This is a genomic window from Nonomuraea jiangxiensis (assembly GCF_900099965.1).
GTDB lineage: Bacteria > Actinomycetota > Actinomycetes > Streptosporangiales > Streptosporangiaceae > Nonomuraea > Nonomuraea jiangxiensis.
In genome coordinates, this window is record NZ_FNDJ01000034.1 from 82,842 (window position 1) to 97,015 (window position 14,174).

Below are 14,174 nucleotides of genomic sequence, written 5' to 3' on the forward strand. Positions count from 1 at the left end.
GTCAGCCTCCTGGCCGGCCCAATTTCCTTGCGACGTTCCTGTTCAACTGCTCGCGCCACCGGTCGCGGTAGCTCCGGGCCCCTTCTCCGCCGGCCAGCGCCGCGCAGAAGCCCCCAATGTCGTCACCCAGCACCTCGTGAATGCTCTGCCCATCGACCGCTGTCTCCTCGAGCAGCCCCAGCGCACCGTCGAGAATCGGCATCAGGTTTCGACCTGTGAAGTCCCCGTAGGGAAAAAGATGACCCTTGATCTCTTCCCACGCCGCCCGGTAGTCGGCCGGCAGTGCCTCGGCCCGAGCTTCGAACGCCTTCCATTCCCTGGTGAGATCGTTGCCTGTAATGGTGTCCCAGAAGCTCATCTCCCGCCCTCCTTGAGCTTGTCGATGCGTGATGTGATGTACTCCCATTTCGCCCAGAACGTCGCGAGTTCTTCGCGCCCCGCGTCGTTGAGCGCATAAAACTTGCGCGGCGGGCCCAGCCCGGACGGTCGTTTTGTCACCTGGACGAGGCCGTTCTTCTCCAGCCGCAGCAGAATGGTGTATACCGTCCCCTCGACGACATCGGCGAAGCCGAGTTCGTTCAGCCGACGCGTGATGGCGTACCCGTAGGTCTCCTCGCTGCCGATGATCTCGAGCACGCAGCCCTCAAGCGTGCCCTTCAGCATCTCCGTCAGGCCGTCCATCGTGGGTCCTCTTCCATCTCTCTCCTGGTACTCGGTATCACCAAGTACCACTATAACGGGCACGTTTGTGGTCGTCGGCGTCCGCTCACCGGCGGTCAGGCGGGAGCCGTCGTCATCCGAGGCAGGAGCGGACGGCCTTGGCCAGGTTCGCCGCCCGCGGGTCGTCGGGCCGGTAGTTCCAGAGGTTCGTGACGTAGGCGAAGCCGACGCCGGCGTCGGGGTCGGCGAACCCGATCGACCCGCCGGAGCCCGGGTGGCCGAACGAGCCCGGCCCGGTCATCGGCGGCGGCCGGCAGGCTCGCCAGAAGCCGAGCGACATGTGGAAGGAGCGGTCGGCCGGGAGGTTCAGGCCCGGCGGCAGCCCGTGCATCGGTGTCGTGCCGGTCTGCACGTCTCTCGGCGGCGCGCCAGGCACGCGTGGTGTGATACCCGGCGGTGGTCAGGGCGCCGCCGAGCTCGCCGGCGCGGGCCTGAACGGAGCCTGGAGCCCATACGGCGTTCACCCAGGCGGTGACCGTGTCCCACAGCGGCTTCTGGGCCTCCAGCGCGCGGATGACCGGGTGCCAGGCGCACGCCTGCTCGAAGGTCAGCGGTCCGTCGACGATGGGCAGGCCGACCTGGTGCGACAGTAACCAGCGCACCGGGATCCGCTCCTTGCCGGCGGCGGCGAACTCCGGCCAGTACTGCGCCACCGGGGCGTCCAGGTCCAGCTCACCGCGCTGGACCAGCAGGTGGGCACAGACGCTGCACGCCGCGCCGACCTCGCCAGGGTTCTTGAAGTTCGCGCGGAACGCGTCGGCGACCTTGCCCCAGCCGTGCTCGACACCGCGCTCGCCATCGTCACCACCGCCACTCACGGAGGCGTTGGCCCGGCCGGTGAGGGCGGCGTGTGTGGTGGCGAGCGCACCGGCACCCAGCATGCCCTTCAACACGCTCCGGCGCCCGACATGTTCCTGTTCAGGTGCTCCGTGTGTCGTGTCTGCCATGCTGCGATTCCTCTCTGGGAAACGTCGCGCGGGTGATGCGTAGGCGGTGAATCGCCGGCTCGTACGAGCACTCGCCTGTCATCGGCGAGTGGTCACGCGTCCCAGGTGACCGGAAGGCTCTTGATCCCGTAGATGTCGGCGGCCTCCGGGCGCAGGGCGACCTCGTCGGCCGGTACGGCCAGGCGCAGGGTGGGGAAGCGGTTGAGCAGGGCGGGGAAGGCGACGCGCATCTCGACGCGGGCGAGTTGCTGGCCCAGGCACTGGTGGATGCCGTGGCTGAAGGCCAGGTGGCCGCCGTCCTGCCGGTGGAGGTCGAGCGTGTGGGGGTTGGGGAAGCGTTCGGGGTCGCGGTTGGCGGTGTTGAGGGACAGGATGACGGTCGTGCCGGCCGTGATGGTGTGGCCGCCGAGCTCGACGTCCTCCAGCGCGATCCGGTAGAACTGCTTGGCGACGGACAGGTAGCGCAGCAGCTCTTCCACGGCCTGCTCGGCGAGGCCGGGGTCGGCGCGCAGCGCGGCGAGCTGCTCCGGGTTCTGCAGCAGGGCGAAGGTGCCCAGTGCCAGCATGTTGGCGGTGGTGTCGAACCCGGCCGACAGCAGGATGAGGGCCATGCCCTGCAGCTCCTCGTCGGTCAGGTCGCTGTCGGTGAGGTCGCTGAGCACGTCGTCGGTGGGGTTGGCGCGCTTGGCGGCGACCAGTTCGGCGAGATACTGCTGGGTCGCGATGTAGGCGGCGATCAGTTCCTCGTCGCCGGCCTCGCCGCCGAGGAACTTGTCGATGTTCTCCTGGAAGCGGCCCCGGTCCTCGTACGGCACGCCCAGCAGCTCACAGATGATGATGGCGGGGATGGGCTTGGCGAACGCGGTCACCAGGTCGGCCGTCGGCCCGGCCTTCTCCATGGCGTCCAGGTGCTCGGCGGTGACCTGCTCGACGCGCTCGGTGAGCAGCCGCATCCGGCGGACGGTGAACTTGCCGACCAGCGGTTTGCGGTAGCGGCTGTGTTGGGGATCGTCCATCAGGAGGAACTCGCCGGGCGGCGCCGGAGGGACCTCGATGTCGCCGTAGTCGATGGTCGGGTGGTGGCGCATGAGCTCCTTGCGGGAGCTGAAGCGGGGGTCGGCCAGGATCGACCGGGTCAGGTCGTATCCGGTGACCAGCCAGCCCTGGTGCCCGTCGGGGAAGGGGAAGCGGCTGATCGGGCTCTGCTCGCGGGCCTCGATCAGCTCCTTGGGCGGGTCGAAGGGGCAGCCGGGCTGACGCTCGGTCGGCATCGTCGTGACGGTGTGCAGGGGTGCAGTCATGATCTTTCCTTGTCTCGCGGTCGTACGTGTTGTGCGGCGATCTGCCTGAGCGCCAGGCTTCCTAGGAGATCTTGCGGCGGTAGGTGTTCATGGCGAAGCCGTAGGCGACGATGAGGATGCCGACGCACCAGGCCAGGGCGATCCAGATGTCGGTGTTCACCGGCTGCTCGGCGAACAGGGCACGGATGGCGTTGACGATGGAGGTCACCGGCTGGTATTCGGCGAAGACGCGCAGCGGGCCGGGCATGGTGTCGGTGGGCACGAAGGCCGAGCTGAGGAAGGGCAGGAAGATGAGCGGGTAGGAGAACGCGCTCGCGCCTTCCATGGTCTTGGCGGACAGGCCGGGGATGACGGCGATCCAGGTCAGCGCCAGGGTGAACAGGATCAGGATGCCGGCCACCGACAGCCACGCCAGCACTCCCGCGCTTGAGCGGAAGCCCATGAGCAGGGCCACGAGCATGACGACCACGAGCGAGACCAGGTTGGCGACCAGCGAGGTCAGCACGTGTGCCCACAACACCGACGAGCGCGCGGTCGGCATCGACTGGAAGCGCTCGAAGATGCCGCCCTGCATGTCCATGAACAGCCGGTATGCGGTGTAGGCGATGCCCGAGGCCACCGTGATGAGCAGGATGCCGGGCAGCATGTAGTTCACGTATGACGTGTCCGACCCCGTTCTGATCGCGCCGCCGAACACGTAGACGAACATGAGCATCATGGCGATCGGCATGATCGCGGTCGTGATGATGGTGTCCGGGCTGCGGGTGATGTGACGCAGGGATCGTCCCAGCAGGACGGTGGTGTCACCGAAGAAATGCTTGGTCATCGTTGTTCCTTATGCCTTCGTGCCGACGAGGGTGAGGAAGACGTCCTCGAGGGTCGGCTGCTTTTCGACGTATTCGACCTTGGCGGGCGGCAGCAGTTGCTTGAGCTCGTCCAGGGTGCCGTTGACGATGATCCGGCCCTCGTGCAGGATCGCGATCCGGTCGGCGAGCTGTTCGGCCTCGTCCAGGTACTGGGTGGTGAGCAGCACCGTGGTGCCGTTGGCGGCCAGGTCCTTGACGGTCTGCCAGACCTCGATGCGGGCCTGGGGGTCGAGCCCGGTGGTGGGCTCGTCGAGGAAGATGACCGGCGGGTCGCCGATGAGGCTCATCGCGATGTCGAGACGGCGGCGCATGCCGCCCGAGTACGTGGACACCCTCCGGGCGCCCGCGTCGGTGAGCGAGAAGCGGGCGAGCAGGTCATCGGCGACCTTGCCGGGGTTTCTGAGGTGCCTCAACCGGGCGACCAGCACCAGGTTCTCCCGCCCGCTGAGGATCTCGTCCACGGCGGCGAACTGTCCGGTGAGGCTGATGCACTCCCGTACGTCGGCCGCCTGCGTGGCGACGTCGAAGCCGTTCACGCGGGCGGTGCCGGCGTCGGCCTTGAGCAGCGTGGAAAGGATCTTCACGGCCGTGGTCTTGCCCGCCCCGTTGGAGCCGAGCAGGGCGAAGATGCTGCCGCGTGCCACGGTGAAGTCCACGCCGCGCAGCACTCGCAGGTCTTTGTAGGACTTCTCCAGTCCGTGCACCTGGATCGCCGGGGCTTGCTGTGTCGTCATCAGTCTGTCCTGTCTCTTCTTGCGGTGTTCTCGCCGGCGGCGCGGTCGATGGCGCTGGTGAAGCGGTTGCGCTCCCGGGTCCGGTAGTGGCCGAGGGGGTAGTTGGCCATGAACGCCTCGACGAACTCCACGGGGTCGTCCCCGAAGATGTCGCGGATCGGGGTCCGGTCGGCGGCGCTCTGCTCGAACAGGTCGGCGAGGTCTTCGTACATCGTCATCGCGCCGGCGCCATCGGCCGGCCCGAAGTGCATCAGGTACCGCTCCAGCGCTTCGACCGCCGTGCGATAGTTCTCCGGAAGTTGCTTGATGCGCGCCTTGTACTGCCGATAGCGCTTCTTCTCCTCCAGTGACCCGGTGACGATCTCCAGGTACTGCAGGTAGCGGCTCTTTGGTTCGTCAGCCACGTCTCATTGCCTCCCTTGCGAAGCTGTTGGAGCCGTTCGGCCAGGAAGCTCCAGGTCTTCCAGAACTCGTCGAGCGGGGCGGCCCCCCCATTCCGACTACTCGGTGTTGCTGACTACCGGTACAAAGTAACACTGACTACCAGTACTCAGCAACACCGAATAGCGGGGGTGCAAGCCGGTGTGAGTGGGGCTGCCTGGCCGCCTGATCTGTTCATGGCACCAACCATCGCCGGAGGCGCTGTCACCGGGCCGTCGCGGCGCTGACACGGACGCCGGCACGTAACCGAAGGCATGCTGAAGTCACGTGGCGACGTCGGCAGCCGGTCGATCCCGGGTGCGGGCGGGCAAGGTCGGAGATCGCCCCTCGTGGGGCGGATCGATGAGCTTCAGGAGATCGACAGGCGGTCGTACGCCTCGAAGGCGTCGCGGACCGCTGTGCCGCCTGTGGTCAGGTCTCGCAGGATCGACGCCAGCCGGACCGGGCCGTCGTTGGACGGCGTACGGTCCAGCGAAGCCCGGCACAGGTCGCGCAGCTCCTGCTTGGTGCGCTGCCCGCGCAGGAAACCGTCGAAGAACTGGTCCGCGCAGGCGTAGAGGGCCCGGACGGCCATCGCCGACTCGATCTCCAGTTCCTCGCGCAGGCGGCCGAGTGCCTGCTCGATCATGCTGGTGAGCGTCTCCGACACCCACTGAACGGTCTCCTCGGCGCGCTGCTCGGTGGACACCGCCTTCAGCGCGGCCTCCACGGTCAGCCCGTGAGTGGTTCGCTCGACGTTGTTCGGTTCGGACGCCGGCCATGAGCTGGATGCGTCAGGTTTGTTGCGTCGCGCCCAGGCGGGCACGTCATCGTCGTCGTCCGTCCGCGTGCTGTCCTGGTGCCAGGCCGGCTGCTCGTACGGTCTGCTCTCTTCGCGCCGCGGCTCCTGCCCGCCGGGGATCTTCCCCCTGACGTCGATGTCGACGACGATCGGCTGCACGATCCGCAGGAACAGGCTCCGGGCACCGTAGCTGGAGCTCAGGTGGGCCAGATCGGACACCGTCGTGGCGAGGGCCACGTGTCCGTCGTTGCTGAAAGCCTCGGCGAGCGCCGGCAGCGACTGTTGCTCCGGCAGCGTCTCCTGCGGCAGGTGGGTCCACAACGCCTGCGTCACCCGCTGCTGCAGCTCCACGATCGCCTGGCCCATGGAGGCGTCCACGACCTTCTTGAAGGTGTCGGAGACGTAATGGCGGCTCCGGATGAACTCCTGCTCCACCGTGTCGAGCCGCAGCCGCTTGGCGTCGGCCCGGACCTCGTTGTACCACTCCTCGTGGGCGCTGCGGCCGAAACCGGCGGCCATCCACGTCCTGACCTCCTCCGCGGCGGAGGCCGCGGCCGCGTCGAGTTCGTCCGTCCGCCGCCCCTCCTGCACCCGCCGCAGGTACTCGTCCACGATGTCGCCCAAGGCGTTGGAGAGCCCGCGGAGGATCTTCGTCACGAGCTCGCTCACGATCGCGTCTTCCGTGGGCAGGACGACGTTCTCCCGGCGCAGCGCCTCGGCCAGGCCGGCGACCGCCTCGACCGCGCGGCGCCCGGCGGCTTCGGTGCCGCTCCGCGCCGCGGCGAACGCGGCCTGGTCCATCGCCGCCAGCCGCTCGGCCAGATGTGACAGGACGGGGCCCAGCACCCGCTCGCGCACCTGATCATCCTGGATGACGTCGGCGTGCAGCACCTGGATGCCGTGCATGCCCACTGCGCCCCGGGCCTGCTGAGACGCGGTTTCGAACTGGTCCTGCGTCAGGTCGGTGTGCGCGGCGTCGTGGTTGAGCAGAATGATCATGAAGTCCCCGATGGCCGCCCCGGCGCTCGCCGAACGCGCGAGCCGCTGGATCTCGGCGTCGCTCTCGCTGAAGTGCACCGAGGTCTGCCGCGGCCGTTTGATCTGCAGCAGCAGGTCCACCTCGTTCCGCAGGTCCTGCATGAACTGCTGGGCGACGTCGATGCCCCGTTCCTGCGTGCCGGGGAGGTCGATCAGCGTGAGGTCGCGAACAGGGTTGTTCGGGAACGGGCAGTAGATCCGGACGTCGCGTACCGCGAGGTAGGGGCGCGGCGCGTCCAGCGGGGCGGATGCGGGGGGATAGGAGACGTGGTCGGCCACCTGGTCGAGCGGGATCTCGCGCACCTGGTCGCGGACAAGTTGCGACCTGTACGAGTGCAGCGACGCCTGAGCCTCGCGGAGCCGACGCAGATGCTCGGGCGCGGCCGTGAGGTCGTGCTCGGCCGATCGCGGATCCCGGCGATAGCTCTCCCACGTCGGATAGGGATAGCCGGCGAATTCCTCGATCGTGAACGGCAGACTCAGCCCCAGGGCTTCGTGGCGTGGTTTGAGGTAGACGTCCCTGAACTCGGCGAAGTCGCGCAGCACGACCTCCGCGCGGGCGGCGTCCGAGTTGGAGATCCGGCTACGTGTCGCGGTGGTGGGAAGCGAGTCCTGCGAGGTCGGCAACACGTTCACGGACAGGCGGTCCAGACCGGAGATCGACCGGAGAAGGGTGCTCTTGCCCATCTGGGTCTGACCGATCACGCCGATGTTGAGGGTCGTCCGGGACGTTCGCCCCCGGACCGCCTGCAGGTGCACGGCCGCCTCGGTCAGATCCGCGAGCACGCCCCGGGCGTCGCCGTCGTCGAGGAAGCTCCTCAGGGCAGCACGCAACCCATGGCTCGGCTCATCGGCCGAATCGTCGCGCCGGGTCTGCTCGACGAGGGACACCAGGTCCGCGAACGCCTGCCGCAGAGCCTCCCATGCCGCGTACGCCTGCTCCGCCTGTGCCCGCCGCTCGCGCCGCATGGCCAGCACGGCGTTGATCCTGACCTGAATCTCAGACGCGTCCACCACGCCTCGCCATCTCTAGTCGGTCTCTTTCGCGGGTTCCCAGACGTACACGGTCACCTGTGCCGTGTCCCGCGCCTGCTTGTTCACCCGGATCGCGGCCAGGCGATCCGGCTTGCCGGGCACGATCACACAGGTCACGTCAGCGACGCCGACCGCGACATGCGGGAGATCGGCGGGATGCCGGTACCCGACGTCCTTCTTGCATTCCGGCAGGGTGCCCGCCCGGCCGATCAGGGCGGGCGTCCGCGGGGCGAGTTCGACGGAGACGCCACGACCCTGGCTGTAACGGAGCCACGGGCCCCGGCCGGCTTCGAAGCCGGGCACAGGTTTCCTGTCACTCTGCCCCAGGGTGAGAGGCATGGCGACGACCAGCGTCCCGCTCGGTGGACTCACCGGCGTTGCCGGAGTCGCGGCCGGGGTGGGGAAAGGCCGGGTCGGGGACGGAGTAGGCGCGGCACCGTCAAAGGCTCGTAGGAAGACGGCCGCGCCGGCGATCAGGACGAGGAACGCGCCCGCGCCGCCGAGCAGGATCGGTGTCGCACGCGAGGACGGAGTGCTGGTCCTGCGCGGTCGCCCGGTGCCTCCGACGGTATGAGGCGCCGCGAACGCGGCATCACGGACGAGCGTCGGCGCGGGCGGCGACGCGCCCACGGGCCGGGGGACCGGCACGGGTACGGGGGGCGGCAGAGGAGGCGGCGCGGGAGCATCGAGGGACGGGATGAGGGCTTCGCGGTCGGCGCGAGGAGCCTCGCGGTCACGGTGGGGAACCCTGCGGTCGAGCCGGGGGACGTCACGGTCGAGCACACCCAGGTGGGTGACGCCCTCCCTGCCGAACCGCCCGGCTGTCTTCCACCCCAGCACGACGCGGGCCGGGGTCGAGGCCGCGAGGGCGTGGTTCCACACGATGTCCCAGTCGTCCAGGTGGATCACCGGCTGGAGCACGATGTGCCGTTCGACCGCCGGCGGCGCCGTGACCGGCCACGGCGGCGGGCCGGCTTGGCCGGGATGGGGCCGCCGTACCTGGCTCACGGGCGCGTTCCATACGGGTCGCATGTAGTGTTCGTAGGTGGCGCCGGCCCATCGGGGATAGGACTCGTACAGGTCCGGCAGTTCCGGACCTCCCGTGTCGGCCGCGGAGAACCAGCCGACGAAGCAGTACATCTCCCTGGTGCCATCGGAGTGCATGGACTTGCTCAGTTCGGCCGCCTGACAGGCGACTCCCACCAACCGTGCGCCTGGCCGGACGGTGATCAGGAAGCGGGAGTTCTCCTGGAGTTGCCTGCCGTCGGCGATGACGGCGTACACGGCGCTCTCCAACCACTCGCGGTCGATCCCTGGCGGGCGGACCCGCCACCACACGTCGGCCCCGGCGGTACGACCGTAGACCACGGGTGTCCAGAGCTGGTCAGCCACGGCGGTTCACCGCCCAGCGCGCCGGGGCCCCGCCTTCGAACACGCGCAGGTTGCGGAGCCGCGGGGTCAGCGCGGAGATCTCCTGGGTGGAACGTTCGAAACGGAGCTGGTTGTGACCGATCGCTTCTTCGACCGTCCGTAATTCACGCTCCAGTCGCAGCCGCTGGTCACGTACGCTGCGCCGCTTGCTCGGCGGCAGTGCCGCCATCTGCGCGCCGATGCCGTTACGCCTGGACGCGAGTTCGCGCAGGTGCAGGTCTTCCTGGTGGGCGGCAGCGCGGTAGTAGTACGTCATGGCGAACAGCAGAGGCAGGTGCACATCGTTCGGATCGACGCCGTCCGGCCGGGCGTGACCGCCCGGCATGGGCTGCAGGGGCCCGACCGTCACGGGGCAGACCGCGGTGCATACGCGCGGCTGGAAGGCCACGGGCAGCAGGTCCCGGATCTCGTGGATGACGCCGGTCAGGGTGCGTCCCGAGCCGCCGCCCCAGTCGATGAGATCCGCCTTGGTGAGCAGGATGGCGATCGACGGCCACGCCAACCCGCGCGCGGTCCTGCGGGTGAGGGTCTCGGTCAGCACGCTCGAAATTCGGTGAATGACCATCTCGCGGGCCAGCGGCTCACGGCGTTCGCCGCTCACAGGCTTACGGAAGTGCTCCCCGTCGAGCGTCACGAAGATGGCGTTGGAAAGCGATATCTTGTCGAGCAGGAATTGCGCGTCGAGCGAGCCGTCCACGCCGACGAAATCATGCAGCGCGCCACCACGGAAATCGGTCCAGTCGAGGATCGCCGACGGACTCATCTCCCGGGAGAAGACGAACGTGTAATTGGTGGGCTTGTCCAGCGTACGCGGCACAAGTGTGCCTTGGCCCAGCTCATGCCATGCCTCTACCAGGGAGACGTCGGCATTGTTGTTGCGCTCGTGCAGGTTGCAATTGTCGACTCCCCGCGTCATGGTCGCGTAGAGAGCGTGTAAGTAGGTGGACTTTCCCGAACCCGAGGCGCCGATCATTGAGATCGTCAGCGTGGGTAAATTCTGCATGCGACCCCTCCCCGTCGGCATGACGCATCGAATTTGACACGCGATCGGGTCGAACGGAACGGAAGACAGCGAAGAGTGTCCAAGACGTTACAGTCGCCGGAAATCGTACTGGGCTGGTCGGGAATTGTGCGGACGGGCGTCAGGTATAGCGGGTGGTGATTAATTTGATTTCCGGCGGTCCGCGGTTCCGGCGTGCTACTGCTCGGCCGCGGCGACATTGAGGGCCTCGCGGACGTGTTCGGGTACGCCGCGACCGTTGGCCCTGCGCCACGCCTCGTCCACCGCGTCCCACCCCGCCGCTCCCGCGAACCAGGCCAGATCCCGCTGTAGCTCAGGCAGGGCCTCGTCCGGAAAGGTGTGATACATGCCCGCGGCCCGCACCAGGCAGTCCAGAGCCGCCGCCGGATCGTCCTGATACAGCACGCCGGCCAGCGCGCCGAGGGCGCGGCACATGGTCGCTCGGTCCTGCTCCTGCTGGGATCGTTCCAGTGCGGTGCGGTAGTGCATGGCGGCGCTCGTGTATCTCCCGGCCAGACGCAGGGCGTGCCCCACCTGGAGGGAGCAGAGCGTCATGCCGATCGAGTCCCCCGCCCGCAGATAGAACGATCGAGCTCGTTCGGCGAACCGCAAGGCCTGCCGGTGGTCGCCCCGTAGCTCGGCCACCCGGCTGAGCTGGTACCAGCACGTGGCCTGTCCATGATTGTCCCGCCGCGGTTCGTACTCTGCCAGGAGCTCCCGGTAAAGTCGCTCAGCCATCGTCAGCAGAGCCTGGTCCCCTGATGCCAGGTGCAGTGCGTAGTCGACGTTGGCCAGGTGGAAGCGGGCTTCGGCGGAGTCCTTGTGCAGCCGCAGAACCTGTTCGTACCGGTCGCGTGCCTCCGTCAGTCGTCCTCTCTCCTCCGCGATCCGGCCTCGGAGGAACGCCATGCCCGGATCGTCGGCGGTGGGCACCCCCACATCGTCGCAGGTGTCGAGTAAGAGAGTCGCCTCATCCCAGTCCTGGTCGAGCAGCCGATCCCGAGCCGCCATCGTGATGGTTCGGCGGGCGAGCGCGTCACGCTCCGGGCTGCCGGGCAGGTGGCCGGTGTGGCCGAGCACTCGGCGGGCCAGCCCCCGGATCTTCTCCCGGGCGGCGGGAGAGGCGATGCGGTCATAGAGGCGGTCGAGAAGCGTCAGCAGAATGTGGGCCTCGGCCAGGTGACGTAGCTTGAGCGCGTCCTCCAGGCATTCGTCGACGGTGTGACTCAGCAGCGCCGTCGCGGTGACCGCTGCTATGTCCGCGTGATCGAACCGGGCGAGAAGTTGCGCGGCGATGCCGGACAGGACACGGATGCGACGAAGCCGCAGAGCGGCATACTCCCGTGCGAAGGCATCGGGAGTTTCACTCGCCCAGTCGGCCAGGAGGGTGAAGCGTAGCGCCGGATGCACGCTCACGACCTCGGGGATGCCTGTGGGCGCGGCGAGCCCGTCCCGGCACAGCCGAGTGAGAATGGCCTGCCAGCCTTCGATCGTGGTGCCCGCCCACGGCTGCCCGCAGTCGGGAAGCGCGCTGAGATGCGCCAGCGTGTTGGCATCCGCCATGCCGTTGGCGACAGTGATCAGGCGCAGCATGAGCCGCTCGTCGTGGCCGTAGCCGCCGAGGACCCCGAGCACGTCAACGGTGAACGCCCGGTGCAACGGATGGCCGGGGAGACGGAGCAGGCTGATGTCACCCACGCCGTCCAGGTATCTCAAGGGATGCTCCGGCAGCCTCCCCAGCCATGGCAGGACCGCCTCCATCGGCCCCGGCAGCCGCTGCAGCACGTTGAGCAGGCGATTCGTCTGGTCGGGCGATGCGTCGGCGCGCGCAGCGGCGAATTCGCTCACGTACTGATCGGCGGCGACCGCGTCCAGGCCCGCGACCTGCAGCACCGTGGCGTGGTGTTCGGGCAGGGTCAGGGCGTTGGCAACGATCAGCAGGCGCCCCCGTCCGGCGCTTTCCAGCCGTTCGGCCATGTCCGCCAGCAGGGGCCCCTGTCCCGCGCGGATCGCCGCGTCCGCGTCGTCCCACACCAGCAGTGAGTCATGCGTCGTCAGGTGATCGACCACCCACGCGACCAGGTCATCGACGCCCTCTCCCTCGATGGCGCCCACCTGCGTGCTCACGGTGGCGGTGCTGTTCGGCGTACGGGTACGGCGGAACCAGGCGGCGTACAGGAAGGCCAGGCATGAACGCCCTGACCCGCGTACCCCCTGAAGGACGACGCAGCGCCTCTTGCGAAACGCGTGCCCGATCGCGGTGATCTCCTCATCACGTCCTATGGCGATCGACGGCAGCATGTCGAGAGAAGGCCGGGCGGGCTCGCGCGCCGCGGACCGGATGCGCCGTGACGGCCGGAAGGTGACATCACCGGATGCGTACATGACGGGCACCAGCCAATCCGCCAATTCCTGCGGACCGAGTTTCCCCACCCGGACCGGATCGGCCCGCAGGGCGGCCCGGCCCGCTTCCACCGCCTCTGACAGCGGGATTCCCTCCAGGAATGCCGTGGTCATGGCCTGCAGAAAAGTGGAGGCCGCCTTCGGCTGCGCCCGTGCCGTCATGCCGACCACCGCGGGCACTCCCGCGTTCATGAGCGCGGTCGCGACGGCGGCGTCGGTCGGCCAGGGCGGTGCCACCAGGGCGGACTGACAGGCGTTCAACACCACGGCCCGCACACCTGATCGCGCGATCATCGCGGCCAGCACCTCGGCGGAGACGTGGGTCCGGCGCCAGTCGTCGTCCTCGAGCACGACATACCCGCCGGCCACGCCGTTCTCCCGCACGTGGTGGCCGCCGTGGACATCGAGATAGACGAGATGGTACGGAACACGACGGGTGACCGCTGTCTCCAGGAGAGCGGCGAATGATTCGAGGGTCGGCGGGTCGGCGACGTGGACCCGCACCCGGCCGGCCTCCGCGTCGAAGATCTTGAACAGCGGCCGCAAGATGGCGGTGGAAGGCACCGCCTCCAGACCTTCGGGCCGAGCGATCATTACCAGCACCCGCAGGGCGGCGGCGGTGATGGGGCGCCCGGCGGAGAACGTTCGCAGGGTGCGCACCACTCCTGCGCCGAAAGGGGCTTGGTCATCGCCCTGGGCTGTCAGCAGTTCCCAAGGTTGTGCCAGAACGGAGGCCGACCCGGACGACACCACGAGCTGCCGTCGGCCTGGCGACGCGGCCCCGGGCACGACTTCGGCCAGTCTCGCACGCCACCGGGAGAACCGGGCCTCCACGCCGGCCGCCCGGTTCGCGGCGGGGCCGAGCGGGGCTTCGAGGTACCGCTCGAGGTACCAGCGGAGGTCGTCGAGTTCATCGACCGCCAACAGGTCGAAGGCCGAATCGTCGAGGGGGAGGCGAGAACCGCGTCCGGCGAAGAAACGCCCACCGACCTCACTCAGGACGGTTTTGGGTGGGCGATCACGCACAGCCTGCCTCAGTCGTCCGTGCCTGGTTCTTCAGTTCGCTGAACGGTCTCGTCTCGCTGAACGGTCTCGTCGACGACCCGTTTCCGTGCCTCGTCGGAGGCCCTGTCCAGGCGGGGTAGTTCGCGCTCCAGATATTCCCTCAGCCCCTCGCCGGCCGGATCCACCGCCGCGTCTCGCCTGCGGGCGCGCCGCTCGGACCACTGCAAGTAGAGCTGTGCGGCTGAGACCACGAGCGCGGCGACCGCCACAGCGGTGGCCACGTCGTAATGCTCAGGGAGACGCGGTGCATGAGAGGCGGCCAGCAGGCTCTCCACCTCATCAGGCAGTTCGGCCCCGAAATCACCCGCCAGCCGTTCGGCCAGGTCCCGTGCCAGGTCCTCCTGTGTCGGCTCCATCACGCTCGTATGCTGACATATTCGCGCGCCGCTTG

The 14,174-nt window shown here is 68.4% G+C and carries 12 protein-coding genes and 1 pseudogene; all 13 read right to left on the bottom strand.

Annotated elements, in window-relative coordinates; genetic code table 11:
• Nucleotide 1: 1 nt before the first annotated feature.
• Nucleotides 2-358, bottom strand: a complete 357-nt coding sequence (locus BLS95_RS46115) for a DUF1048 domain-containing protein (protein WP_090945960.1) — start codon at nucleotides 356-358, stop codon at nucleotides 2-4.
• Nucleotides 355-681, bottom strand: coding sequence for a PadR family transcriptional regulator (locus tag BLS95_RS46120; protein ID WP_090945961.1), 327 nt, complete (start codon nucleotides 679-681; stop codon nucleotides 355-357). The genes BLS95_RS46115 and BLS95_RS46120 overlap by 4 nt, the downstream gene beginning before the upstream one ends.
• Nucleotides 682-793: 112 nt before the next feature.
• A complete protein-coding gene (locus tag BLS95_RS57290) occupies nucleotides 794-1,096 on the bottom strand; it encodes a serine hydrolase (protein WP_218136316.1) in 303 nt (100 codons plus the stop codon).
• 148 nt (nucleotides 1,097-1,244) lie between these two features.
• Nucleotides 1,245-1,667 (bottom strand): annotated as a pseudogene (locus tag BLS95_RS57295) (serine hydrolase domain-containing protein); the annotation flags it as partial.
• A 92-nt stretch (nucleotides 1,668-1,759) separates the two neighbouring features.
• A complete protein-coding gene (locus BLS95_RS46130; RefSeq protein WP_090945962.1) occupies nucleotides 1,760-2,968 on the bottom strand; it encodes a cytochrome P450 in 1,209 nt (402 codons plus the stop codon).
• A gap of 61 nt (nucleotides 2,969-3,029) precedes the next feature.
• Nucleotides 3,030-3,794: an ABC transporter permease gene (locus BLS95_RS46135; RefSeq protein ID WP_090945963.1), complete on the bottom strand. Its 765-nt coding sequence runs from the start codon at nucleotides 3,792-3,794 to the stop codon at nucleotides 3,030-3,032.
• A 9-nt stretch (nucleotides 3,795-3,803) separates the two neighbouring features.
• Complete coding sequence (locus BLS95_RS46140; protein WP_090945964.1) at nucleotides 3,804-4,568, bottom strand: ABC transporter ATP-binding protein; 765 nt, start codon at nucleotides 4,566-4,568, stop codon at nucleotides 3,804-3,806.
• Complete coding sequence (locus BLS95_RS46145) at nucleotides 4,568-4,972, bottom strand: DUF1048 domain-containing protein (RefSeq protein WP_090945965.1); 405 nt, start codon at nucleotides 4,970-4,972, stop codon at nucleotides 4,568-4,570. Before BLS95_RS46145 ends, BLS95_RS46140 begins: the two co-directional genes overlap by 1 nt.
• A 386-nt stretch (nucleotides 4,973-5,358) precedes the next feature.
• Nucleotides 5,359-7,845, bottom strand: a complete 2,487-nt coding sequence (locus BLS95_RS46150) for a P-loop NTPase family protein (protein ID WP_090945966.1) — start codon at nucleotides 7,843-7,845, stop codon at nucleotides 5,359-5,361.
• A 12-nt stretch (nucleotides 7,846-7,857) separates the two neighbouring features.
• Complete coding sequence (locus tag BLS95_RS46155) at nucleotides 7,858-9,255, bottom strand: hypothetical protein (RefSeq protein ID WP_090945967.1); 1,398 nt, start codon at nucleotides 9,253-9,255, stop codon at nucleotides 7,858-7,860.
• The gene (locus tag BLS95_RS46160) at nucleotides 9,248-10,297 is read right to left on the bottom strand and encodes a TRAFAC clade GTPase domain-containing protein (RefSeq protein WP_143044180.1); all 1,050 of its coding nucleotides are present in this window, start codon (nucleotides 10,295-10,297) and stop codon (nucleotides 9,248-9,250) included. The genes BLS95_RS46155 and BLS95_RS46160 overlap by 8 nt, the downstream gene beginning before the upstream one ends.
• Before the next feature lie 195 nt (nucleotides 10,298-10,492).
• Nucleotides 10,493-13,744 carry a CHAT domain-containing tetratricopeptide repeat protein gene (locus BLS95_RS46165; protein ID WP_342742832.1) on the bottom strand — a complete coding sequence of 1,084 codons (3,252 nt, stop codon included), beginning with the start codon at nucleotides 13,742-13,744 and terminating at the stop codon, nucleotides 10,493-10,495.
• 8 nt (nucleotides 13,745-13,752) lie between these two features.
• Nucleotides 13,753-14,142 carry a hypothetical protein gene (locus tag BLS95_RS46170; protein ID WP_143044181.1) on the bottom strand — a complete coding sequence of 130 codons (390 nt, stop codon included), beginning with the start codon at nucleotides 14,140-14,142 and terminating at the stop codon, nucleotides 13,753-13,755.
• Nucleotides 14,143-14,174: the final 32 nt, after the last annotated feature.

Coding starts and splice junctions, on each gene's coding strand:
- BLS95_RS46115 (WP_090945960.1), bottom strand. CDS start 358: ATGAGCTTCTGGGACACCATTACAGGCAACGATCTCACCAGGGAATGG.
- BLS95_RS46120 (WP_090945961.1), bottom strand. CDS start 681: ATGGACGGCCTGACGGAGATGCTGAAGGGCACGCTTGAGGGCTGCGTG.
- BLS95_RS46130 (WP_090945962.1), bottom strand. CDS start 2,968: ATGACTGCACCCCTGCACACCGTCACGACGATGCCGACCGAGCGTCAG.
- BLS95_RS46135 (WP_090945963.1), bottom strand. CDS start 3,794: ATGACCAAGCATTTCTTCGGTGACACCACCGTCCTGCTGGGACGATCC.
- BLS95_RS46140 (WP_090945964.1), bottom strand. CDS start 4,568: ATGACGACACAGCAAGCCCCGGCGATCCAGGTGCACGGACTGGAGAAG.
- BLS95_RS46160 (WP_143044180.1), bottom strand. CDS start 10,297: ATGCAGAATTTACCCACGCTGACGATCTCAATGATCGGCGCCTCGGGT.